The organism is Algoriphagus hitonicola, assembly GCF_900113375.1.
GTDB classification, from domain to species: Bacteria; Bacteroidota; Bacteroidia; order Cytophagales; family Cyclobacteriaceae; genus Algoriphagus; species Algoriphagus hitonicola.
The window spans coordinates 1-23,940 of sequence record NZ_FOPC01000005.1 but is presented as its reverse complement, the minus strand read 5'-3'; the positions used below and the strand labels follow the sequence as shown (position 1 = coordinate 23,940).

At 42.4% G+C, this 23,940-nt stretch carries 22 protein-coding genes and 1 rRNA gene; 10 read left to right on the top strand and 13 right to left on the bottom strand.

Annotated elements, in window-relative coordinates; all coding sequences use genetic code 11:
• Nucleotides 1–41 precede the first annotated feature (41 nt).
• Genes BM043_RS08000 through BM043_RS07975 form a run of 6 tightly spaced genes read left to right on the top strand, consistent with a single transcriptional unit; the run spans nt 42 to nt 5,689 of the window.
• Complete coding sequence (locus BM043_RS08000) at nt 42–1,274, top strand: HD domain-containing protein (protein WP_092790555.1); 1,233 nt, start codon at nt 42–44, stop codon at nt 1,272–1,274.
• Between the two features lie 16 nt (nt 1,275–1,290).
• Entirely contained in the window at nt 1,291–2,313 is a 1,023-nt protein-coding gene (lpxD, locus tag BM043_RS07995) for a UDP-3-O-(3-hydroxymyristoyl)glucosamine N-acyltransferase (RefSeq protein ID WP_092790554.1), read from the top strand.
• Nucleotides 2,314–2,351: 38 nt separating this feature from the next.
• Nucleotides 2,352–3,746, top strand: coding sequence for a bifunctional UDP-3-O-[3-hydroxymyristoyl] N-acetylglucosamine deacetylase/3-hydroxyacyl-ACP dehydratase (locus tag BM043_RS07990; RefSeq protein WP_092790552.1), 1,395 nt, complete (start codon nt 2,352–2,354; stop codon nt 3,744–3,746).
• Nucleotides 3,743–4,522: an acyl-ACP--UDP-N-acetylglucosamine O-acyltransferase gene (gene lpxA / locus BM043_RS07985; protein ID WP_092790551.1), complete on the top strand. Its 780-nt coding sequence runs from the start codon at nt 3,743–3,745 to the stop codon at nt 4,520–4,522. The genes BM043_RS07990 and lpxA overlap by 4 nt, the downstream gene beginning before the upstream one ends.
• Nucleotides 4,523–4,524: 2 nt before the next feature.
• Nucleotides 4,525–5,145, top strand: coding sequence for an ABC transporter ATP-binding protein (locus BM043_RS07980; protein ID WP_092790549.1), 621 nt, complete (start codon nt 4,525–4,527; stop codon nt 5,143–5,145).
• A 58-nt stretch (nt 5,146–5,203) separates the two neighbouring features.
• Complete coding sequence (locus BM043_RS07975; RefSeq protein ID WP_092790548.1) at nt 5,204–5,689, top strand: hypothetical protein; 486 nt, start codon at nt 5,204–5,206, stop codon at nt 5,687–5,689.
• Nucleotides 5,690–5,739: 50 nt separating this feature from the next.
• Here BM043_RS07975 and BM043_RS07970 read toward each other — a convergent pair whose 3' ends face one another.
• Together BM043_RS07970 and BM043_RS07965 are read right to left on the bottom strand one after the other, a co-directional pair.
• Entirely contained in the window at nt 5,740–8,127 is a 2,388-nt protein-coding gene (locus tag BM043_RS07970; protein WP_092790546.1) for an endonuclease MutS2, read from the bottom strand.
• Nucleotides 8,127–8,477, bottom strand: coding sequence for a DUF4296 domain-containing protein (locus tag BM043_RS07965; protein ID WP_092790545.1), 351 nt, complete (start codon nt 8,475–8,477; stop codon nt 8,127–8,129). Before BM043_RS07965 ends, BM043_RS07970 begins: the two co-directional genes overlap by 1 nt.
• 107 nt (nt 8,478–8,584) lie before the next feature.
• Here BM043_RS07965 and BM043_RS07960 point away from each other — a divergent pair, with 107 nt between their 5' ends.
• From BM043_RS07960 to BM043_RS07950, 3 genes are read left to right on the top strand one after another with little or no spacing between them, the layout of a single operon-like run.
• Nucleotides 8,585–9,463, top strand: a complete 879-nt coding sequence (locus BM043_RS07960) for a DUF58 domain-containing protein (RefSeq protein WP_092790543.1) — start codon at nt 8,585–8,587, stop codon at nt 9,461–9,463.
• On the top strand, nt 9,456–10,340 hold the full coding sequence (locus BM043_RS07955) for a hypothetical protein (protein ID WP_092790542.1): 885 nt from the start codon (nt 9,456–9,458) through the stop codon (nt 10,338–10,340). The genes BM043_RS07960 and BM043_RS07955 overlap by 8 nt, the downstream gene beginning before the upstream one ends.
• Nucleotides 10,337–11,380, top strand: coding sequence for a vWA domain-containing protein (locus BM043_RS07950; protein WP_092790540.1), 1,044 nt, complete (start codon nt 10,337–10,339; stop codon nt 11,378–11,380). Before BM043_RS07955 ends, BM043_RS07950 begins: the two co-directional genes overlap by 4 nt.
• Here BM043_RS07950 and BM043_RS07945 read toward each other — a convergent pair.
• A complete protein-coding gene (locus BM043_RS07945) occupies nt 11,369–12,460 on the bottom strand; it encodes an alkane 1-monooxygenase (protein WP_092790538.1) in 1,092 nt (363 codons plus the stop codon). The two genes, BM043_RS07950 and BM043_RS07945, sit on opposite strands and share 12 nt — an antisense overlap.
• Before the next feature lie 291 nt (nt 12,461–12,751).
• On the opposite strand from BM043_RS07945, the gene hemN reads away from it, so the two are divergent.
• Nucleotides 12,752–14,110 carry an oxygen-independent coproporphyrinogen III oxidase gene (hemN, locus tag BM043_RS07940; protein ID WP_092790537.1) on the top strand — a complete coding sequence of 453 codons (1,359 nt, stop codon included), beginning with the start codon at nt 12,752–12,754 and terminating at the stop codon, nt 14,108–14,110.
• 38 nt (nt 14,111–14,148) lie between these two features.
• Here the strand turns inward: hemN and BM043_RS07935 are convergent, their stop codons facing one another.
• The 10 genes from BM043_RS07935 to rrf all read right to left on the bottom strand — a co-directional run bounded on the left by BM043_RS07935 (nt 14,149) and on the right by rrf (nt 23,765).
• Nucleotides 14,149–14,856, bottom strand: a complete 708-nt coding sequence (locus tag BM043_RS07935; RefSeq protein WP_092790536.1) for a sulfite exporter TauE/SafE family protein — start codon at nt 14,854–14,856, stop codon at nt 14,149–14,151.
• Nucleotides 14,856–15,281 (bottom strand): FixH family protein, encoded by a 426-nt coding sequence (locus BM043_RS07930; protein WP_092790534.1) that lies wholly within the window; start codon nt 15,279–15,281, stop codon nt 14,856–14,858. Before BM043_RS07930 ends, BM043_RS07935 begins: the two co-directional genes overlap by 1 nt.
• Before the next feature lie 5 nt (nt 15,282–15,286).
• Nucleotides 15,287–16,708: a cytochrome c oxidase accessory protein CcoG gene (gene ccoG / locus BM043_RS07925; RefSeq protein WP_092790533.1), complete on the bottom strand. Its 1,422-nt coding sequence runs from the start codon at nt 16,706–16,708 to the stop codon at nt 15,287–15,289.
• Nucleotides 16,709–16,759: 51 nt separating this feature from the next.
• Nucleotides 16,760–17,692 carry a cbb3-type cytochrome c oxidase N-terminal domain-containing protein gene (locus BM043_RS07920; RefSeq protein ID WP_092790531.1) on the bottom strand — a complete coding sequence of 311 codons (933 nt, stop codon included), beginning with the start codon at nt 17,690–17,692 and terminating at the stop codon, nt 16,760–16,762.
• Nucleotides 17,689–17,874 (bottom strand): CcoQ/FixQ family Cbb3-type cytochrome c oxidase assembly chaperone, encoded by a 186-nt coding sequence (locus BM043_RS07915; RefSeq protein WP_092790529.1) that lies wholly within the window; start codon nt 17,872–17,874, stop codon nt 17,689–17,691. The genes BM043_RS07920 and BM043_RS07915 overlap by 4 nt, the downstream gene beginning before the upstream one ends.
• A 12-nt stretch (nt 17,875–17,886) precedes the next feature.
• On the bottom strand, nt 17,887–20,013 hold the full coding sequence (ccoN, locus tag BM043_RS07910) for a cytochrome-c oxidase, cbb3-type subunit I (RefSeq protein WP_092790527.1): 2,127 nt from the start codon (nt 20,011–20,013) through the stop codon (nt 17,887–17,889).
• Nucleotides 20,006–20,194 (bottom strand): cbb3-type cytochrome oxidase assembly protein CcoS, encoded by a 189-nt coding sequence (gene ccoS / locus BM043_RS07905; RefSeq protein ID WP_092790525.1) that lies wholly within the window; start codon nt 20,192–20,194, stop codon nt 20,006–20,008. The genes ccoN and ccoS overlap by 8 nt, the downstream gene beginning before the upstream one ends.
• 1 nt (nt 20,195) lies before the next feature.
• On the bottom strand, nt 20,196–22,622 hold the full coding sequence (locus tag BM043_RS07900) for a heavy metal translocating P-type ATPase (protein ID WP_092790523.1): 2,427 nt from the start codon (nt 22,620–22,622) through the stop codon (nt 20,196–20,198).
• 71 nt (nt 22,623–22,693) lie between these two features.
• Nucleotides 22,694–23,320 carry a hypothetical protein gene (locus BM043_RS07895; protein WP_092790521.1) on the bottom strand — a complete coding sequence of 209 codons (627 nt, stop codon included), beginning with the start codon at nt 23,318–23,320 and terminating at the stop codon, nt 22,694–22,696.
• Between the two features lie 333 nt (nt 23,321–23,653).
• Nucleotides 23,654–23,765: ribosomal RNA gene (gene rrf / locus BM043_RS07890) — 5S ribosomal RNA — on the bottom strand.
• Nucleotides 23,766–23,940 lie beyond the last annotated feature (175 nt).

Sequence of the window (23,940 nt, the reverse complement as noted above, 5' to 3'; positions counted from 1 at the left end):
AAAATTATAATTACTTTTGGGTAAACAAAAACAGGCCTTCATTGAAAAGCCAGAAAATACTGAACGACCCCGTATATGGTTTCATCACTATTCCCAGTGAATTGATTTTTGCCATTATCGATCATCCCTACTTTCAGAGATTACGCCGAATCAAGCAATTGGGTTTGACTGATTTTGTCTATCCGGGTGCGCACCATACAAGATTTCATCATGCCATCGGTGCCATGCACCTGATGAGTATCACACTCGATAATCTACGCAATAAAGGTACCGACATTACTGATGAGGAATATGAAGCTTCGCTAATCGCGATTCTACTTCATGATGTAGGTCATGGGCCGTTTTCGCATGCGCTGGAGTACAGCTTACTTCAGTCCGTACCCCATGAGTCACTTTCACTTCTTACCATAGAACTCCTCAATCAAGAATTTAGTGGCAAGTTGGGCTTAGCTTTAAGAATCTTTAAGAATCAATACGATAGGAAGTTTTTTTTCCAGCTCGTTTCCAGTCAGTTGGATATCGATCGCTTGGATTATTTGCAGCGGGATTGCTTTTTCACCGGTGTATCCGAGGGAACAATCGGTGCGGACCGCATCATCAAAATGATGGATGTTAAAAATGATCAGGTGGTTATTGAGGAAAAGGGAATTTATTCCATCGAAAACTTCCTAAGCGCCCGTCGCTTGATGTATTGGCAAGTCTATCTGCACAAAACTACCGTCAGCGCCGAGAAAATGCTGATTAATCTAATCCATCGGGCCAAATACCTCAGACAATCCGGAACAAACTTTATGATTTCGGATGAGTTTGACTACTTATTGTCCCACGACCTTTCCTTGGCTGATTTTAAAAGCAATCCCGAATTGTTGAAGATCTTTTTGGAGCTAGACGATTTCGACATTTGGGGAGCCATCAAACTCTGGAAAAGGCATCCTGATTATGTTTTAAGGAATATTTCACAGATGTTTTTGACTCGAAATCTTTTTAAGATCACCCTGAGTAATGAAAAACCAAGCGCTGAAGAAATTGACGAAATCCGAGCCAAAACGATGAAAAAACTGGAAATCCCAGAGTCGGATTTACCCTATTTTTTTTCCAGCGGCACAGTAAGTAACTACGGCTATCTGACTCGGGACCGGATTAATATTTTGACCAAAAAGGGGAAAGTCATCGACGTCGCTCAAGCGGCTGACCTTCCGAATATTAAAGTGATGAGTAAAATCGTCGAGAAACACTATGTATGTAAGGCCAAAAGCCTAAATTTAAACTCCTAAATCCATCAGAGAAACCATGGAATTTACCACAGGACAGATTGCCTCGCTTATAAACGGAACCGTGGAAGGTGATCCTTCACTTAAAATCAGCCGATTGGACAAAATCCAAGAGGGAAAGCCAGGCGGTATTTCATTCCTTTCCAATGAAAAATACGAGCCTTACCTCTACACCACCGAAGCTACGGCGGTGATTATTTCCGAAGGATTCAAACCTACCAAATCATTTAAAACCAACTTAATACGTGTCAAAGACGCCTATTTGGGATTCACCCATTTGCTGGAGGCTTATGCACAGTTTACCAAATCAGCCTTGGTCGGTGTCGTAGAGCCTGCATACCTGGATGAAAGTAGTAAAATGGGGCAAAATGGATATCGCGGGGCATTTTCCTATATTGGAAAAAACTGTGTTCTTGGAGAAAATGTAAAAATCCACCCTCAGGCTCACGTCGGTGATCGAGTCCAAATCGGAGACAATACGGTGATTCATGCTGGTGCAAAAATCTGTGCAGACACTGTCATCGGATCCAATTGTGAAGTTTCTCCCGGAGCGGTTATTGGTTCAGATGGATTTGGCTTTGCTCCTCAGGAAGATGGCAGCTACAAAACCATCCCCCAAATCGGAAATGTGATCTTGGAAGATTGGGTCAGTATCGGTGCCAATACCACGATAGACTGCGCCACTATGGGATCTACGATTATTAAAAGAGGGGCTAAAATCGATAATCAAGTTCAAATCGCCCATAATGTCATCATCGGTGAAAATACCGTAATCGCCGCCCAAACCGGAATTTCGGGTTCGACCGAAATCGGTAAAAACTGCATCATTGCGGGAAAGGCAGGTATCGTCGGACATATCAAAATCGCAGATAACACTACCATAGGAGCCAATACAGGCATCAGTAAAACCATCAAAAAGTCCGGACAGACGCTTTTTGGCTACATGGCCATGGATATGAAAAACTTCCTAAAGTCCTACACCATTTTCAAAAACTTGGAGGGACTTGAAAATCGAATCAAAGAACTGGAAAAAAAGCCTTAATTTTGCGCCCCAATGCATTTGAAAAGGCTGAAGAAGAAATGAAAGTAAAACAACACACCATAAAGAAACAAGTCGAACTATCGGGAGTAGGTCTCCACACCGGAGTGATTTCTAATATGACTTTTTTACCTGCCCCACCCAATCACGGGATCAAATTCCAACGGATCGATTTGGAAGGTAATCCCACTGTAGATGCCGATTGCGATTTGGTTGTGGATGTTTCCAGAGGAACTACTTTGGAGCAAAACGGCGCTAGAGTTTATACCGTAGAGCATGTCCTTGCTGCACTCGTAGGAATGGAGATTGACAATGTCCTGATTCAGCTCGACGGACCAGAACCTCCCATCATGGATGGGTCTTCCATCCAATTCATTGACGTATTGGAGGATGCTGGACTTGAGGAGCAAAACGCACTGAGACGTTTTTTTGAAGTACAAGAAAGCATTCAATATAAAGATCCTTCCCGGGAAGTGGAGATGGTTGCTCTCCCCACGGATAACTATCGGGTTACCGTAATGGTGGATTACAATTCCCCGGTATTGGGCAGTCAGCATGCCTCCATTACTGATATAGACCAATTTAAATCCGAAATCGCATCCTGCCGCACATTTTGTTTTTTGCATGAGCTAGAAATGCTCTATAACTCCAACCTCATCAAAGGAGGAGATTTAAATAATGCCATTGTGGTGGTCGATCGAGTTGTAGAGGAAAAAGAATTGGCTAACCTCGCTAAAATGTTTAACAAGCAACGCGTAGAGGTAAAAAAAGAAGGTATCCTAAACAATGTGGATCTTCGCTATCGCAATGAACCCGCAAGACATAAGTTACTGGACGTAGTGGGAGATTTGGCTTTGGTCGGAAGACCACTGAAAGCTCAGATTTTAGCAGCTAGACCAGGCCATGCAGCCAATGTAGCTTTTGCAAAGAAATTAAAACGAGCGATGGAAAAAGCAGGTGCTTCGCACATACCACATTATGATCCGAAGCTTCCTCCTGTCATGGACATCAATCAAATCAGTAATATTCTTCCTCATCGATACCCTTTTCAGTTGATAGATAAGATCATCTATTTGGACGATACGGTCGTGGCTGGTGTAAAAAACGTGACGATGAATGAGCCGTTTTTTATGGGCCACTTTCCTGGAAATCCTGTTATGCCTGGCGTATTGCAAGTTGAAGCGATGGCTCAAACCGGCGGTATTTTGGTATTGAGTACAGTAGATGATCCTGAAAATTATTGGACCTATTTCTTAGGAATCGAAAGCTGTAAATTCCGCAAGATGGTTCTTCCCGGAGATACCTTGATTTTTAAATGCGAGCTTTTGGCTCCAATCCGAAGAGGTATCGCAAAAATGCGAGGAGAAGCCTACGTCGGAAATACCCTAGTCTGTGAGGCAGTGATGACCGCAAGCATAACACGAAAAGAGTCATGATTAGCTCTTTAGCACATATTGATCCGGGCGCACAGCTTGGCAAAAACGTATCCGTTGATCCATTTACCATGATCCATGACAATGTGATCATCGGTGAAAATACATGGATCGGTCCAAATGTCACTATTTTTCCAGGAGCCAGAATAGGCAAAAACTGCCGAATATTTCCAGGTGCAGTAATCGCAGGAATTCCACAAGATCTGAAATTTCAGGGAGAAGAATCCACCGTGGTAATCGGTGACAATACGACGATTCGAGAATGCGTCACCATTAGCCGAGGCACAGTCGATAAGCAGACGACCGTGATCGGAAGCAACTGCCTTTTGATGGCCTACGTCCATGTAGCCCATGATTGTGTGATTGGTAGCAATGTGATTATCGCTAATTCGGTACAAATCGCAGGTCACGTTTCCATAGATGACTGGGCGATTGTCGGCGGGTCAAGTGCTATTCACCAGTTTGTGAAAGTAGGAATGCACTCCATGATTTCCGGAGGTTCTTTGGTTCGAAAAGACGTCCCACCGTTTACCAAAGCCGCCCGAGAACCGCTTTCTTACGCCGGAGTCAATTCGCTTGGGTTGAGAAGAAGAGGTTTTTCCAGCGAAACCATTGCTCATATCCAAGAGGTGTATCGCTACCTTTTTCTCAATAGCCTTAACAACAGCAAAGCCCTTGAAGAAATCGAAGTCAACCTCCCCGCCACCAAAGAAAGGGATGAAATCCTGAACTTTATCCGTTCATCCGAGCGGGGTGTCATGAAAGGCTATATCAATTAAGCATGTTGAAAATCCATCTAGAAGAAGCTTCCAAGCGATTTCAATACGAATGGATTTTTAGAAATCTCAACCTTGAATTAGTATCAGGGCATTCTTTGGCGATTACAGGCAGCAATGGATCCGGAAAATCCACCTTGCTCAAATGTATCGCAGGAGCCATTCCCTTGACATCGGGACAAATCCGATACGTGGATTCCAATGGTCAAATTCCGGACTCGGATTGGTTTTCCAGACTGACGCTTGCGGCACCGTATATGGAATTGCCGGAAGAGCTGAGTTTAAGAGAGCTGATTCAGTTTCATTTCAAATTCAAAAACCAAAAATCAAGTATTCAGCTTAGCGATATCCCCGAACTCCTATATTTGGATCGGCATATTGAAAAGCAAATCGCTCTCTTTTCCTCCGGGATGAAACAGCGATTAAAGTTGGGATTGGCGCTATTTTCTGAATCAGAAGTGGTCTTTTTGGATGAGCCTACCTCCAATCTGGATAAAACCGGGATCGCTTGGTATCAAGAAATGATTCAGCGGTTTACCAAAGATCAAATATTAATCATTTGCTCCAACGAGCCGAGAGAATTTGAATTTTGTCAACAAAAGATCACTTTGGAAGATTATAAATGAAACAAGACTTTGATCTTCCGTCCTTATCGTTAATTTTATAGCCTATAAAAGTAAAAATATGAAAGTTTCATTGTTTAAATTAAGCCTATTGGCCTTCATCTTAGTTGGTTCTTTTGCCTGTGGAGGAGATCCCACTCCACCTCCACCTCAGCAGACCGAGGAAGAAATCGCCATAGAAGCGCTAACCGGTTCGGGCTCCCAAACTTGGGAGATTTCTAATGGAGGCTCAGTAACTAGAGGTGGGACGGATGTTACCGATCTTTATGAAGGTTTTGAGATTATCCTCAACTCCGGTTCTTCTCAAACTTACACGACTCGTAACAACAATGATCTTTTTGATAATTCGGGGAATTGGAGTTTTGCAGGGACCAATTTTGATAAATTCAGTCTGACAGGTACTCGACCTGCTGCAGGAAGAGAGATTTCGTTTACCGTCAATGGAGATGATTTAAGGTTGGAGTTTAGCATTCCGGCACCTGAAGCCAGAATGGGAGAAAGTTTCGCAGTCGCCGGAGATTATGTTTTTAATCTCGGTAAAAAATAATCCGACTTGAGATATAAAAAATTGAATGGGAAGTTTAAAGCTTCCCATTTTTATTTTAAGGTCACCAAGGTAACTCCCGCGCCACCCCGGTCCGCATGTTCATCTTCCATCTTTCGAACGGGAGGCATGGTCCGCAGCAAATTTCGGGTGATTTCCCTCAAAATCCCATCTCCTTTACCGTGAACAATCCGAAGATCCTTGACACCGAGCATATTCCCTTCATCAATAAAATTTTGGACTAAAGGCAATATCTCCTCCCCCCTTTTTCCCCTCAAATCTAGATTAGGAGAAAAATCCATCATTTTTTGAGTGGTGCTAAATCCTGACCGAAGAGCTACTGATTTTTGCTCTTTTTTCAACTGAGTATTGGATATTTTTTCCAGCCGGGTAAGTTTCACGGTCGACTTTAATTCTCCGATGGAAATATCCGCTTCTTTGGCTTTGAGTTGCAAAACCTGAGCAATCGCTCCATTATCCTTCAATCTGACCCAGTCACCAACTTCGATTTTCCCACCCAAAACCTTAACTTCCGGATCTTTTATCACATTTTTCTCAGGCTTTACCTCCTCTTTAAAGACTTCAAGTTCCTTTCTGAGTTGAATAGTTTTCTCTTTTTCAGCTTTTCCTTCTCTGATTTCCCGGATCGTTTTTTCGATTTTCTTATTAGTCTCATCCAAAATCCGCTTTGCCTCCAATTTAGCTTCTTGGATATAGCGCTTTTTGGTCTGATCCAGAGTCTCTTTCAATTCATTGTATTCTGTCAACCGAGTCTTGAGCAGTTTTTCTTTCTGCTTGACTTCTTGGAGTAGCTCAGCATATTGATTTTTCTCATTTTCGAGCTTGGTCAGCAAGCGATCGTATCGCACCCGATCTTCTCCAATTTGGGCTTTTGCATAATCCAAAATTTCTTTCGAAACCCCAATTTTTGATGCAATCTCCAAAGCAAAAGACGATCCGGGCTTGCCGATTTCTAATTGATAAAGTGGCTCCAGCTTTTCTACGTCATAGCGCATCGCGCCGTTGACCAAGCCTTGATTTTTACTGGCTACCTGCTTGAGATTACCATAGTGTGTGGTCACCACGCCAAAAGCACCGGCTTTGTTTAAGGAAAGCAAAATCGACTCGGCAATCGCTCCTCCAAACTGAGGTTCCGTCCCTGTCCCAAATTCATCGATAAAAAGTAAGGTCTTTTTATTGGCGAATTGGGTGAAATACTTCATGCTCATCAAGTGGGATGAGTAAGTACTCAAATCATTTTCCAGGTTTTGCTCATCTCCAATATCGATAAAGAAATGGTCAAAAAGCGAACTTTTAGAGTCTGGATGAACCGGAATCAAAATTCCGCATTGCAGCATGTATTGAAGGAGAGCTACGGTTTTCAGCGTGACGGATTTTCCGCCTGCATTAGGACCGGAAATTACCAAAAGACGATCCTGCCCTCCTAGTTCTATTGACAAGGGAACGACTTTTTTCCCCTGAGATTTCAGTGCCAACTCCAATAGTGGATGCCTAGCATTCATCCAAGAAATCGTGCGCTCTCGCACCAATACAGGCTTGGTGCTTTCTGTTTTTTGCGCAAATTTGGCTTTGGCCCGAATGAAGTCAATCAACCCCAGAAAATTGGTGGCTTTTCGAAGCAAAGGAATGGATGGCCGAAGCCTATCCGTGAGCTGCGTGAGAATCTTGATGATTTCCCGACGCTCCATATATTCCAAATCCCGAATCTCATTATTGATATCCAGCGCTTCTTCAGGCTCCATGTACACCGTTTGGCCTGTCGCAGATTCATCATGGATAAATCCCCGTAATTTTCGTTTGTTTTCAGCTGCCACCGGGATGACCAAACGCCCCGACCGAATCGTGATCGCTGCATCCTCCGGAGTCAATCCTTTTGCCCTGGCCTCCTTGAAAACCCGATCCATCACCTTTCGGAGTCTTCCTTCTTCGTACAGAATCTGATTGCGGATCAGCTGAAGTTCCTTGCTGGCATTACTCCGGATTTTCCCTTTTTCATCGATAATCAATTCGATAGCCTTGAGTAAGCCCATGTCCAACTCCATCACCAATCCCAAAAGCTGACTCAGAGCTGGATAGTTTTCTCCATTTTTGGCAAAAAATTTCAGGCAAGCCTGAAGAGTTTGGAGGGAAAGTTTGATTTCATGGAATTCGTCTTGGTCCAAAAAAGCGCCTTCCAGTTTGGCCTTTTCCAGAAATGGATTCAAATTGGTAAAGTTGGAACTGGGAAAAAATTCTCCTGAAATGATTATCTGAAGAAATTCATCCGTCTGGTCCAGGAGTTTCTGAACGAGTCGAGGGTCAGAAGAAAAAGCAATTTTATCGACATAGTCCATTCCCAAAGCAGAAGTACATTCTTCTTTGAGCAGGTCTTTGATCTTCTGAAAATTTATTTTTTGCTCGAGATTTTTTGGATATAACATTAGCGTTTTTCTTCGCTTTCTGGCTTGGTCTCACGAACGACCAAGGAATCAATTACACGTGCATAAATCCTGTCCATCTGGTCGGGATATTGGAGGTAGTATCTCATACTTTCGTTGAAAACCGAATCTGATACATCATGTTTCAAAAAAACATCCCTTTCCATTAATTTATAGAGGGTCTGCGAAGAATCATAGGGGATGGGCATGGCGCTGGCTATGCCTTCGGTCAGGTGAATATCCACCAAGACACTTACCATTTGGTCTTCGGGAAGCACATCCTCCACAGACTCTTTTTCACTACATGAAATCAGGCAAAAGATCGAGACGACTAGAGCTAAATAGTTTTTCACAGTACAAAATTAGGTTTTTTTAACGGATAATCTTCTTACCCTTCCTGTAAGGGAAATTTTATAATTGCTCGCAGTACCATAACTTAGGCTGTTCAAATCACCCAAGGATGAATCAGCTCTTTAGTAAGCTCCGCAAATATGAAATAATGATCCGGAAAGTGGCCAATAACCACTTGCAGGGAGAGTACCAATCAATTTTCAAAGGGTCCGGGCTTGAATTTGACGATCTCAGACCCTATCAATACGGTGATGATGTACGGACCATCGAATGGAAAGTTTCTGCCAAAGGCCACGGCACATTTGTCAAAACCTTCAGAGAGGATAAAGATCAGTCAGTTTATTTTTTACTGGATATCTCCGGGAGTCAGGACATCGGTCAGGCAGGAAATAAAAAAATAGATCAGGGAAAAATAATCAGCGGGGTACTGACTCTTGCCGCAATATTTGAGGGAAGTCAAGTAGGGTTAGTTATTTTTTCAGACCAAAAAGAGAAAATTATTCTTCCGGCAAAGGGTGGCAAGCAGGGCATCAAAATGATCCGTGGGATATTTGACCATCAAAATAATTCCCTGAAGACGGATTTGAATGCCATGTTTACTTTTGCATTGAATCTGATTAAAAAACGAAGTATTATCATTGTGATTTCTGATTTTATAGACGAAGGATACGAGCGACCCTTCCGGGCTTTGGCAGAGCGACATGATTTGGTGGCTATTCAACTGACTGATCCTCGTGAATCAGCCCTCCCGGCTTTGGGAATCATTCCTGTTTACGATAAAGAAAAAGGCAAAACTACCTGGGTCAATACGGCATTTGGAAGCTTTTCTAAAAAAATAGCCGATACCTTTACCACAGAGCGGGATCGGTTGAAAGAACTTTGCAAAAAGAATCAAATTAACTACCTAGCCATCGATACCACTCAGGATATCGTGCTACCGCTGATCGAATTATTCAAGTACCGAAACAAAAGCATGAAACGTGGGTAAATTCTGGCTTTTCATTTTTGCGCTACTTCCAGTATCATCGCTTTTTGCCCAGCAAGATGTGAGCATTGATGGGTATTTTATGCAGGATTCGGCTAAGCTTGGCGAGCGGGTAGGATATGTGCTGAAGGCCACCTATCCACAAGATAAGCAACTCATATTTCCCGATTCTACATTTGATTTTGAGCCCTTTGTCTTGTTGGAAAAAAAGACCTACATCTCTTCTACCACGGATAGTATCACGCAGGACAGCACGGTTTATTTTCTTTCCAATTTTTCCTTGGAACCAAGCAGTTATCTGACATTGCCAGTCTATGAACTGAATCGATATGACAGTATTGCTCATTTTCCATTAGAAGCCGAGCTTAAGCTGAAATTGACGCTGGATAGTATTCCGGAGCAATTGGTTTTTAAAGAAAATAATGTCTATCAATCCATCGAAAAAGGATGGAATTGGATTCTTTTGGGTATCGGGGCATTAATATTCGTTTTCATTCTTGGATTGCTCTATTGGTTGTTTGCCGATCGGATTAGGTTACTTTGGGCCGAGCGAAACACGAAGCGACAATGGGCACGATTTGAAAAACAATGGAACCTGTCCACCCAAAAACTTGAAGATCAAAAAACCACTCAGGCAGGCGATGAATTGCTCGGGCTATGGAAAGGCTACCTAGAGCACATTACTTCCTTACCGATCAAGGAATGGACCGCAAGTGAAATCGGTAAAAACCTAAATGACCCGAAAGTCTTCAGCTCCCTGCGTGTCGTAGAAATCCTTATTTATGCCGGAAAAACAGGAGAATATCAAGAGGCCAATGCATACCTTCTGGAGGTAGCCCGAAAAAAATATCAGGAAAAATTAAGCCAAATTAAAGCATGATCGAGCAACTAACCGAGTTTTTTAGCTGGTCGTGGTTTTTACCGGAGACCTTCAGCACTTACGAATGGGAGAAGCCGCTGCTTCTCAATTTGATCTGGGTGGTCCCCCTTTTGATGATCATCCGGAAATTTATCAAATTCTTGAAAAACCCGGTATTGGAGCTTTCGCTTCCCAAACGAATAGCCAGAAATAATCCCTGGACTTACCTAAGGCTGATTCCTACCGGAGTATTCCTGTTAGCACTAACTCTAATAATTTTGGCACTCGCCAGACCACAGCGAAGCAATGAGCGCGTCGAACAATACACTGAGGGAATAGACATCATGTTGGTCATGGATATCTCAGAATCCATGGATTTGCAGGATTTCAAACCTAATCGACTCGAAGCCGCAAAAAATACAGCCATCGATTTTATAAATGGCCGTGTGGGAGATCGAATCGGGATGGTGGTTTTTGCTGGTGAAGCCTATTCTTTGGCCCCGCTGACCAATGATTACAAGCTCCTGACAGAATTGATCAGAGAGATAGCCTTTGACATGATGGAGGCCAAGGGCACGGCTATCGGTTCCGCGATTGCTTCGGGAACCAATCGGATGAAAGAAGCAGAATCAGCTTCCAAAGTGATGATACTTTTGAGTGATGGAGAAAGCAATGCAGGAAATGTAGATCCACTATTTGCAGCTGAATTAGCTTCTGCTCTGGAAATAAAAATCTACACAATCGCCGTCGGAAAAGACGGAATGGTTCCCTATGGCACAGACTTTTTTGGACGACCACAAATGGTCGAAAGCTACCTCGACGAAACCACGCTGAGGGAAATCGCGAATTTATCCAACGGGGAATTTTTCCGGGCTTCGGACGGAAATGCCCTACAGAATATTTTTGATCAAATCGATACTTTGGAAAAAACAGAAATCATCGAAAACCGATATAAGGAAACCACGGATTATTACCGAGTTTACCTTTTTTGGGGGATTTTGTTTTTCTTGATTTGGTTGATGCTCAAAAGCAGTTTTCTCAACAACTTCCTATTGGACTGATAGTCGGGATTTGGTTTTCCACGCCTCTAATCTCGGATCCATCATCGCAAACCAAATAGGTGGTATAAAAGCTACCAAAATCATAGCCGAGTAACCCGCGGGTAATTGTGGGCTTTCCTCGTAATGGTTCAATACTTGGTAAGGTTTGTGGGCAAATGCGTGATGATCTGAGTGACGCTGAAGCTGAAAAAGGAGAAAATTACTAACTCGCTGACTGGCATTCCAGGAATGAAGTGGAGTGACTTTTTCGTAAAATCCATTGGGGAGCTTTTTTCGCTCCATACCATAATGCTCCAGGTAATTGACCGCCTCCAAAAGACTGATAGCTACAAGACTTTGCCCAAAAAACAGAAGTAAAACTTCCCAAACTATCCGATCCTGCCATAAACTAAAAAAACCAAAAACCAATCCCACAAAAACCAATGGCAGGATGGTGAAGGGGAACATTTGGTTTCTAATAGACCAGAACCTTTCGCTCTTTTTTTCCAGTCTTTTTCCTTCCAAATGCCAGGCGCTTCGATAGCCGTCGCGAATAGATCGTAGCCAAAAGGCATAGAAATGTTCACCTTCTCGACTCGTCGCCGGATCCTCTATTGTCGCCACTCGAACATGGTGTCCCCGATTATGCTCAATAAAAAAATGCATGTAGCAAACTGTCATCAGGAGAATTTTGGCATAAAACTGCTGTAATCTCGTATTCTTATGCCCGAGCTCATGTGCCACTGTAATTCCGATTCCTCCCGTGATTAGTCCCATGCCACTGATTATTCCGATCCATTGGACTGGTGTCAATAGATCTGATGAGACCACATGAAATCCCCAAAACAAAACCACCATTTGGACATAAACCCAACCATAGGTCACCCATCTGTAAAAACGCTCTTTTGCCACGTCAGACACCGCTTCTTTAGCAATATTAGTTCGATCTCGATCTATCAAAAAATCCATGATCGGGACAAGTAAAAACACAAACAGATGAATAGAAAATATGCCCAAACCACCGATATAATAACCTGCTATCAGCAATACGGGCAGAATCAGCGCACTGAAAAACCCTATTTTCTTAAAACTACTGTTCATAGATCTGAATTCAATCATCTTGAAAATAACGCTTTTTTTATTGTTGAAAAACAAACTATGGATAACCGCTTCTTTGCATAGATCAATTAACTGATTGGCCTCGGCTTTTCTATGTCTCAGAATCAGTTTGATTTAAAAGGAGGAAGGCCGAAAGTCGAGGTATATCCGTCAAAACTCCGCATATCAATAAAATAGATATTTTGATTCAATCCTGATTTTTATCAGGTTTTAAGCTCATCTTGATCAGCATTTTTTACCTCTTATCAGCCCATTTTTGCCAAAAGCTTTCTTATGAATCTCCCCGCTTCGCTCATTCAAAAATACAATAAACCCACCCCAAGATATACCAGCTACCCGACTGTTCCGCTTTGGGAAAATAATCTGAATGCGGAAAATTGGGGAGAATTGGTAAAAAAATCATTTCACCAATACGGAAAGTCAGAGGGAATTACACTTTATCTTCATCTCCCTTTTTGTGAAAGCCTTTGCACCTATTGCGGCTGCAATAAACGAATCACAAAAAATCATCAAGTCGAGTCACCCTATCTCGAGGCTTTGCTGACAGAATGGAAAAAGTATCTTGCTTTATTTGACGAAAAACCAAAATTAGCGGGAATCCACCTAGGTGGTGGAACTCCCACCTTTTTTAGCCCGGAGTCACTGCATTATCTTTTAAGCAATATTTTAAAAGATGTCGAAATCCTGCAAAGCAAAGAATTCAGCTTCGAAGGACATCCCAATAATACCACTTTGGAGCATTTAGAAGTGTTGGCCAATTTGGGCTTTGATCGCGTGAGCTATGGAATACAGGATTTTGATCAGACTGTCCAAAAAGCCATCCATCGAATTCAGCCCGTTGAGAAGGTAGAAGAAGCCACGCTTAATGCACGCAAAACAGGATACAATTCAGTCAATTTTGATTTGATCTACGGGCTTCCCCATCAGACCTTGAAGACTCTTGAGGCTACTTTTGAGCAAGTGGCGAGACTTGCACCGGATCGGATTGCTTTTTATAGCTACGCCCATGTACCTAGCTCTTTCCCTGCGCAGCGGAGTTATGAAAGCTTCCTTCCTTCGGAACAGCAGAAACGAGCCCTTTATGAATATGGGAAAGAAAAACTGATCCAGATGGGTTACGAGGAAATCGGTATGGATCACTTTGCTAAACCTGAAGATCCTCTATCTGTCGCCAAGGCAAAAGGCACACTTCACCGGAATTTTATGGGCTATACGACTTCCCCTTCCAGGATTTTGATTGGACTGGGAGCGAGTAGTATCAGTGATATTTACCTGGCCTATTGCCAAAATGAAAAATCCATATCCGCTTACGAAAACAATCTATTGGACAGGAATTGGCCCCTACAAAAAGGACATATCCTCAGCGAAGAAGATCTCGAAATCAAAGCGCTTATCTTAGGATTGATTTGTACTGGAAAAGCAGAAATTCCTACTGAGATCCTAGACCAACTGCCGATTGAAAATCTGAAAAACTTGCAGGAGATGCAATCGGAGGATCTCCTAGAAATCAATGGGAAATCCATACAGGTTTCCGAAATGGGCATGGCATTGATCCGAACGATTTGTATGCAGTTTGACCTGAGACTGATTCACAAATCCCAAGGGCAGCTTACGTTTAGCAAGGTCATTTAAGGCATAATTGACTCCAGCGCTTTTTACTTTCGGTAAAATCAATGGCACATGGTAATTTCGAATTGGGCGGTGCCGTAATTAAACACTTCCAAGCTGGGACTTAATCCAGGAATACCCAATCCCAAACCTCTAAAGATGAAAATCAATCCGATGAGTACTCCTACGTAAGGAATCGCCTTTTGAAAATTCAATCTCAATTTTAAGGGAATAATACTTCCCGAATACATCAAAACCAATAGCAAAGGAATAGTCCCCAAGCCGAAGAAAAACATATAAGTAGCGCCAAGAAGTGGGCTCTGTAAACCTAATGCGGCTATTAAGGCCATGTACACCATTCCACAAGGCAAAAGTCCATTGGCCAAACCGGTAGCAAAAAAAGCCCAAGTCCCGCCTTTTTTCAAAAAGAAAGAAAGCCTGCTTTTAATCCATTTGACTATTCCTGAGAAGATTGGAAGTGAAAGGAATTGATCCGATTTTTTATAACTAATAGCTAGTCCTAAAATGACAATTCCCATCAAAATGGAGAATCCTTGCTGAAAACCTGCTAGGGATAGGGTAAAGCCCAAGCTTCCGATAACCAACCCTAAAATCGCATACGTGACGCTTCTTCCAAGATTATAAAAAACTTTGTTTATCAAATAGGTATTCCCTTTGGCGTTTCCGACGGCAAGGGCAATAGGACCACACATTCCAATGCAATGGAAAGAGCCGAGAAATCCGAGCAGAAATGCAGTCCAAAGTAACATTAAAGCGATATTTTCTTTTCCTGGTAGTAATTTTCGCCATTTTCAGTCCAAGAAAGTTGAACTCTCCAATAGCCGGGTTTCAAATGCTTGATGGAAACCTCCTTTTTTCCAACATCCTTAATTTCCACAGCCAGTTCCTGATCCAATGCTCTTTCGGAAGGACGAAAAAGATTAAGTTTTCCCTTGGAACCTACCGGCAAATCCAAAATAACCGACTTGGTATCCGATTCATAAACCAGTACATCTCTCCCCAAAGCCAAAGTCAGTTTTTCTTCATCAATCCGGTCTTGGTATTTGATTTCCTGCTCGTAGTAGTTATCAGTGACCAATTCGATTCCATCCATCCGAACCGAAATCACGACCATTGTCATGACGACGATAACGAATCCAATTATGGTTAATATTATTCCTTTTCCCCAATCCATAACGTTTAATTTTCTTTGTATACAGGAGCCATAAAGCTCGTGTTGATTTTTTCGACTTCTACTCCTTCATGGGTAAGCGACAGAGATACTTCTTCCTGCGGTAATTCTACCGAGATCTGATCTTTCACTAAAAAGAATCTACCTTCCATTTTTGACTGCGGCTCCAAAACCCAATTCTGATCACCAACTTTCTCCACTCGATATCCGGATACAATCGACTCTAAATTTACCTCCTGATGTTCAAAGGTTTTATTGATCAGGGTGATTTGATACAAATTAGACACCGTCTGATCATCCCGCAGCTGATAGGTCATTCCCGGAGAGCGTGTGATGGTAGCTTCAAACACATCGCGAGTTGCGATCAACGTAATAAAAGCAGCAATTAATAAAACCAAAACCACAGAATAGGCTTTCACCCGATTGGTAATCAATTTCTGAACCCCTTCTTTAATACTATTCTCAGAAGCATATCGGATTAGTCCTTTAGGACGGTCTACCTTAACCATAACTTCATCACAGGCATCAATACAGGCGGTACAGTTCACACATTCCATTTGAATCCCATTTCGGATATCGATTCCTGTAGGACAAACCTGAACACATAGCGAACAGTCAACACAATCCCCTTTTAAAGAAACTTCTTTTTCATTTTTCCGAATAGGTCCACGGGGTTCTCCTCTGACATAATCGTACATGACATTGATGGAGTTGTTATCCAACAATACACCCTGCAATCGACCATAAGGACAGACTACAATACAAGCCTGCTCTCTAAACCACGTGAAGACAAACATGAAAATTCCCGAGAAGGCAACTAATCCGATAAAACCGGCAAGGTTCTCAGCAGGCGGTTTCGATACAATTTCTGCTACTTGATCTATTCCGATGAGGTATGCCATTACCAAATGACCTATTGCTAGAGAAATCATGGCAAAAACGCTCAGTTTTATCCCTTTTTTGAGGATTTTATTCCCATCCCAAGGAGCCTCATTAAGTTTTCGCTGTTGATTGGCATCTCCCTCGATCAGGTATTCTATTTTACGGAAAACCATTTCCATAAAAAGAGTCTGTGGACAGGCCCACCCGCACCAAATCCTACCAAAAACCACCGTAAACAGAATTATAAAAACAAAAAAGATGAGCAGTAGGAATATCAACAAATGGGTGTCTTGTGGCCAGAAAACAGCTCCAAATATGATAAACTTTCGTTCAAAAATATTGAATAAAAGCCATGGTCTGCCGTCCACTTGAATAAAGGGTCCAGCAAATAAAATGGCCAATAATATCCAAGAAAGATAGGTTCTATATCGATAAAAGAACCCTTTAACTTTTTTGGGATATACCCAATTCCGCTTTCCGTCCTCTTTGACAGTCGCTAATGCATCCCTGAAAGCATCCGGGTTTAAATGTGGATTGTTCTTGGCCATTTCTGACTAGGGTTAGGACGTCGGGATTGGTCTCCCGACGTCATAAATTTATTATAAACTGACAGCCCCGCTTGTGCCTTCTGTCACTTCCTCAGCTTCGGAGGAATTTTCCTCTGGAGAATAAATCTCACCCTGAGGTTCTTTAGGATTAGCAGGAGTAGTACCCTCCAAAGTCATAATATAGCTGGATACCTGCTGGATCTCCAGCGGGGTTAGTTGATCCTCCCATGGAACCATCCCTTTGCTGACTACACCGTATTTGATCACAGAGAAAATATCACTGATCGAGCCACCATGGATCCAGTATTCATCGGTCAAATTAGGGCCGACTCCTCCCCCTCCATCATTGGCATGACAGGCAGCGCAATTCACCTCAAAGATGGATTTCCCTACACTGAAAGCTTCTTCCGAACTGTCAAAGGCTACATTATCTTCATCTATGGACGAGGCCATATTTTCTTGTCTCTGCTCAGCAGCAATCGCTTCTACACGTAACTCTTCCTCATATTCCTCTATTCCTGTTTTTCCTGTACCCAGTACAGAATAGTGGACAAAATAGATGATTGCGAAGACAGTCGATAAAGTAAACACCCACTGAAGCCAGGGCGGCATAAAATTATCCAATTCGGTAATTCCGTCGTAGGAGTGATCGGCCATCATTTTTTTGCGCTCAGCCAATCCCCCTGCCTCATCCATTTTTCCAGTTACAAACCGCTCTTTGAATTTATCCCACCAGCTCGCTTGCTGAACCTTTTCGGGGCTTTCTTTACGAATAATAGCCTTCATAAAAGACATGAGATAAACCATCAAAATCAACAGTAAAAGGATCACTCCCAATACAATTGCCAAAATGATCAGAAGGGTCAACTGTCCGGAATCCATCGCTTGGAGATCAGTATACCAAGTAGATGACTCGCTTTGAGCCCAGGCGGCATTGGCCGAAATGGAACTCAATATCAACATGAGGGTCAATAGCTTTTTCATGGCTGTTCTTTGTTTTGGTCCTCGTCTTTTTCCATTGGCAAAGACTTCAAATGATCTACCAGATCTTTAGGCATTGTTTTCACCCAAATAAATACGCCGAGGAAAAACAGCACAAAGATGAGAAGTGAAATAATCGGGTAGATTTCTATATTTTCGATTGATCTTAAGACTTCTTTATACATGATTTCTGATGTTTAATTAGATGCTGAAGTTTTAATATCGGTCCCCAATCGCTGTAAATAAGCAATCAGAGCCACTATCTCAGTATGAGGCAAGACCTCTACACCCGATTCCTTAAGATTTTCAGCAATTTGATTAGCCTGCTCATCCAGTTCTTGCATAGCCTGCTGATCATATCCTTCAGGATAGGGTACCCCTAGCTTTTGAAGCGTTCGGATTTTTGCAGGCAGGTCAGAATAATCCATCAGATTGGTTGTCATCCACGGGTAAGGCGGCATCAAAGATCCCGGTGACATACTTCTTGGATCTTCCATGTGGAAATAATGCCAGGAATCGGGATATTTGCCTCCGATCCGATGCAAATCTGGACCAGTTCGCTTGGAGCCCCACAAGAATGGTCTATCGTAGACAAATTCACCTGCCTTAGAATATTCTCCATATCGCTCGGTTTCGAATCGGAATGGACGGATCATTTGAGAGTGACATCCCACACATCCATTGGCAATGTAAAGATCCCTTCCTTCCAATTCTAGTGGAGTATAGGGCTTCACCGAAGAAATAGTCGGCACATTTGACTTGATCAAAATGGTAGGAATAATCTCAATCGCTCCACCGATGGCTATGGCAATTGTAGAGAGCACAGTGAAGAATATTGGCTTTCGCTCCCAGGCTCTATGCCAAAATTCACCAGTCGCATTGTAGCTTTTGGTCAAGGCTGGTGCTTGGTCTTCCTCATATTTTTGGAATACTCCTTTTTGGGCAGTCTTGTACATATTGTACATCATCATCACTGCTCCACTGAGATATAGCAATCCTCCAAAGGCCCGTAACATGTACATGGGAACCAATTCAACCACTGTCTGAAGGAAATTGCCGTAGGCTAACCTACCCATTTCATCAAATTCTCTCAGCATCAAAAACTGAGTAAATGCAGCCACATACATAGGTAATGCGTAGAAAAGAATGCCTAGCGTACCGATCCAGAAGTGCGTATTTGCAAGTTTTTTAGAATAAATAGAAGTATTGAATAATCTTGGCCACATCCAATACAGCATTCCAAAAGTCAGGAAGCCATTCCATCCCAATCCACCTATATGCACGTGGGCCACGATCCAGTCCGTGTAATGCGCTATGGCATTGACATTTTTCAGGGATAGCATTGGTCCTTCAAATGTCGCCATCCCGTATGCCGTAATAGCCACTACCATGAATTTCAAAACGGGTTCTTCTCTCACTCGATCCCAGGCCCCTCTCAAAGTCAATAATCCATTAACCATACCTCCCCAAGAGGGAGCAATCAGCATTACCGAAAATGCCGTACCCAACACCTGAGCCCACTCGGGTAGTGCTGTATAAAGCAGGTGATGCGGTCCTGCCCACATATAAATGAAGATCAAGGACCAGAAGTGGACAATGGATAGCTTGTATGAATAAACGGGTCTATTCGCAGCCTTTGGAAGGAAATAATACATCAATCCCAAGAATGGAGTAGTCAGAAAGAATGCCACAGCATTGTGTCCGTACCACCACTGTACAAGGGCATCCTGTACCCCGGCATACGCTGAATAACTTTTCCAAAAATTAACCGGAAGCTCAAAAGAGTTGAAAATATGCAAAACGGCAACCGTCACAAATGAGGCGAGGTAAAACCAAATAGCCACATACATATGACGCTCTCTCCGCTTGATGAGGGTACCAATCATATTGGCCCCAAAGGCCACCCAAACTATCGCAATCGCGATGTCAATTGGCCATTCCAGTTCAGCATATTCCTTTGAGGTAGTCAGTCCGAGAGGCAACGTAATGGCAGCTGCTACTATAATTAGTTGCCAGCCCCAGAAATGAAACCAGCTCAGGGTTTCATTCCACATGGGAGTTTTAAGCAATCTCGGCATGGAATAATATACCCCCGCAAAAATCGCATTCCCAACGAAAGCGAAAATGACGGCGTTGGTATGCAAGGGCCTGATCCTACCAAAAGTAGTGTAGGGATTGCCCAAATTGGCCTCCGGAAGAAATAGCTGTGTAGCGGCCAAAACCCCTACCAGCATCCCAATTAGGCCCCAGATAATCGTCGCTGCTCCAAAATACTTGACTATCTTATTGTCATAATGGAACCTCTCCAGTATCGTATCATTCATAGGACTTAGGTTTTGATGGTTGATCTTTTTTTGTTGTTTTTTTATGATTATCGAATAAAATCCTAACGGATGGGGTGTAGTCGTCGTCGAATTGTCCATCCTTCATAGCCCTGAAAAAAAGGACTAGAAAAGTAATGGCTAATACTAAACTGACGGCTATCAATAGAAAGATAACTTCCATATCAAATACTTTTTGGGTTTAATAATCCACGTTTCCAAGCAACCGCATTGGTAGCTAAGGTGGTAAATACCACCACTGAAATACTACTCAAAGGCATCAAAACTGCACAAATCACAGGACTTAATATCCCTTGCACCGCTAGGGAAACACCGACTACATTGTATAAAAAGCTCAGACCAAAACTTGCTTTAATGATTTTTCTGTTTTCCTTGGCAAATGCAAGGAAATTTGGAATCTGATGAAAAGCTGTAGCATCCAATATCGCATCGCTGGCAGGAGAAAAATGAGTTACTGTGTCGGTTACAGCAATTCCGACTGCACTCTTCTGAAGGGCTCCAGCATCATTTAAGCCATCACCCACCATCATTGTCTGAAGGCCAGATTGATTCAATTTTCCCAAATATTCAAGCTTGTCACTTGGACTTTGGAGAAAATTAAAATGGATTGAGTGTCCAAGCTTCTCTTTTAATGAAGCTTGCTCATGAGGATGATCTCCTGAAAGCAAATGCAATTCGTAAGCTGGGTTGAGCGATTTTACCACCTGATCAGCCTCCGCCCTCAATCCGGATTGAATATGGAAATATCCAATTTCAGATTCTTCGATTGCCAAATAAACATAGTTGCCAGTTTCCAGGACTTGATTGGAAACGAATCCCGTAAAGTCTGCCGATCCCAATCTGATTAATTGACCTTTGTAATACGCCTGAATTCCCTTTCCCTTTAGTTCCTCGATTCCATCCAAACTTAACGATGGAATTTCACCTAACCAGTAGTTAATGCGATGACTTAAGGGATGACTGGATCGGGATACCATTGATTTTAGTATCGATTTAGTTTCATCTGATAATGATTCGCCATTGTAATTGACTTTTGCTCTTTTGGGATCTGTTAGTGTTCCTGTTTTGTCAAAAACGACCGTATCAATCAGCGCCATCCGCTCCACCACACTGGCGTTTTTTAAGTAAAATTTCCCTTTTCCGAAAATGCGTAGCGTATTTCCCAAGGTAAAAGGAGTCGACATGGCCAAGGCACAGGGACAGGCTACGATCAATACCGAAGTAAATGCCTTTACAGCCAGAGGAAGATCATACCCCGCCCAAAACCCAAAGGCCCCAAATGCTATGATCAAAACAGTCCAAGTGAAAATACCCGAAATCCGGTTAGATAAAGGTTCAAGGAGTTTTTCTTTCCCTTTTTCAAATGCCTCATTATTCCAGAGATCTGTCAAATAGCCCTGAGATGGTGATTTTTGGATTGTTAGTATCACAGCATCTCCTTTTTGTCTGCCCCCGGCGTAAATCAGTTCACCTTTCTTTTTGGGAATGGGTATTTCTTCACCCGTTACAAAACTGTAATCGATATTGGCAGATGAACTGATCAGGAGAGAATCAGCAGGAATCAATTCTTCATCACGTACTAAAATCAAATCTCCCACTTCCAGCTTGGTCACCGGTATGACTTCTTCTTTGTCTTTGACCAGTCTGGTCACGGCTATCGGAAAATAGGATTTGTAGTCTCGATCAAATTCCAGCGTGGCAAATGTTTTTTGCTGATATACTTTTCCGAGAAGGAGAAAAAACAAAAGCCCGCCGAGACTATCCATATATCCGGCATTTCCTAGTGCAAATATTTCCCATAGGGAATAAAAAAATAAGGCGATGATCCCCAATACAATGGGCACATCCATATTAATTCGCCGCTGCTTGATCGCATTCCAAGCTGATAAATAATAATCACTAGCCGAATAAAGAACCACTGGCAGAGCCAAAATCACATTCAAATAATTGAATAGTCCTCGGAAGTTTTCAGCGATCAACTCAGCTTCGGAGAAATATTCAGGAATGCTAAACAGCATCATATTTCCAAAGCAGAAGCCTGCGACAGCCAGCCGCTTCACAGTTCGGCGGTCTACGGCTGATTTATTTTTTTGGTCAATAGCTGCTAGGCTGATTTTAGGTTCATACCCTATCATCGAAAGCAAGCTCACAAGTTCTTTGAGACTTATTTTATCATTTAAAAACTTGATCTGCACTTTCTTTTTGATAAAATCAACCCTACTAAAACTAATCCCTTGATGCACTTGATAGAGATTTTCAAGGAGCCAGATGCACGAAGCACAGTGAATCAAGGGAATATAAAAAGTGACATGGCTTTCGGTTTCATTTTTGAAATCCAAGAGTTGATCTGCGGTACTTTGGTCTTCTAAATAATCAAAGCGATTACTCCTAGACGGTTTGGTTTTTTGGCTTTCGCCAGGAAAAGATTCCAGATCATAATAGGTACAAAGATCATTTTCAGCCAATACCTCATAAACCAGCTTACACCCTTGACAGCAAAAAACTTTATCCTCTATAGCCAAACTGCCATGCTCGCACTGCTCACCGCAGTGGTAACATTTGAGTTCGGATTTTTGAATTGTAGAAGGCATAAGGTTTCCTTTTTTTAAAATTAGTGTATAAAACGCGTGAAAAACATGATGAAAATCATATTGAGGGAAAATTAAACTGAGAGATAGAAGGAAAGCTTAGAGCTCCACATCTTTCCCTTATAAAAATGAAAAAGGACTTTTGCCAAATCTGCCTGGTAGTTTTTAGTGGTCACCAAAAGGGTGCAATTGTGCTTCACGGCGTAGGACCAAAAATCTCCAATCCTAGTGAAATTAAACTTAATAAAACTGGTTTCCTGAGTGGTCTGAGAGACAAGTTGGATGATTTCCTGCTCCTCCCGGATTTTGGATTTTGGGATAAAGCTTGGAGAAATGATGGTGGCTTTACTCTGCTGAATTAGGTCTGAGAAAAGTTCGATGAATTTTTTGATCAAATGCGCAGACTCAGGTGTCCCATCATAATGAAAAAGAAGGTGTTTGGTAGAAAAATCAGAAACATAAAGTAAAACCGGGATTTCACATACTTCTTTTTCTAAGGGTTTAGGCAGATCACTTCCATGCAACCAATCCAGCACCTTATATAAGTCAACACTTATCAGAGAAGGACTTTCAGATGGTTCACAAAATTGCCTTTCATAATCCGAGGGAGAAAAGTCAGCGCTGAGTTGAGGACAATTATACTCCTTCAGAATTTCTTCCGGTAGATGAAATTTAGAAGCGTATGAGGTTTTGATCTCCATGGCAGTTATTTTGATTCAAAACTACCGCGAAGCTTTTTCTGAGAGTGTGACTAAATCCAGTAGGAAAACTGATAAAAGTCAGGTTTTTAGGAAAAAATTATTGACGCCTTGAGTTAGGCATGCTTTAGGAACTATCCAGCGGCAAGCGTTTGTCTGGTAATGCTTATCCTGGAATAGGCCCAAAACAAAAATGCCCCATCAATTTTACTGAAGTTTGGAATGATGTGGCGGCGACCCCGAACGTTGGGACAGGCTCCACGGTCCCGGGGTGTAATCCCCTTGTCTTGGATTCAAAACACAAAAGCCCCGTCATTTCTGAGGGGGCTTGGAATAATGTGGCGGCGACCTACTCTCCCGGGTGTAACCCCAGTACCATCGGCGCGGCAGGGCTTAACTTCTCTGTTCGGGATGGGAAGAGGTGGGACCCCTGCGCTGGGCCGCCTAAATTGGAAGACTCAAGTAGTTAGTATCAAGTTTCATGACCACCGGTCTGTCTTGTCCAACGTCTTAAATCCAATATCTTGTGTCTGTTCTTTTAACATATCTTGTAGAAACTGCAACAGCGTTACGGTAAGTTTTCGGGCAATTAGTACTGCTCGGCTATGACATTGCTGCCTTTA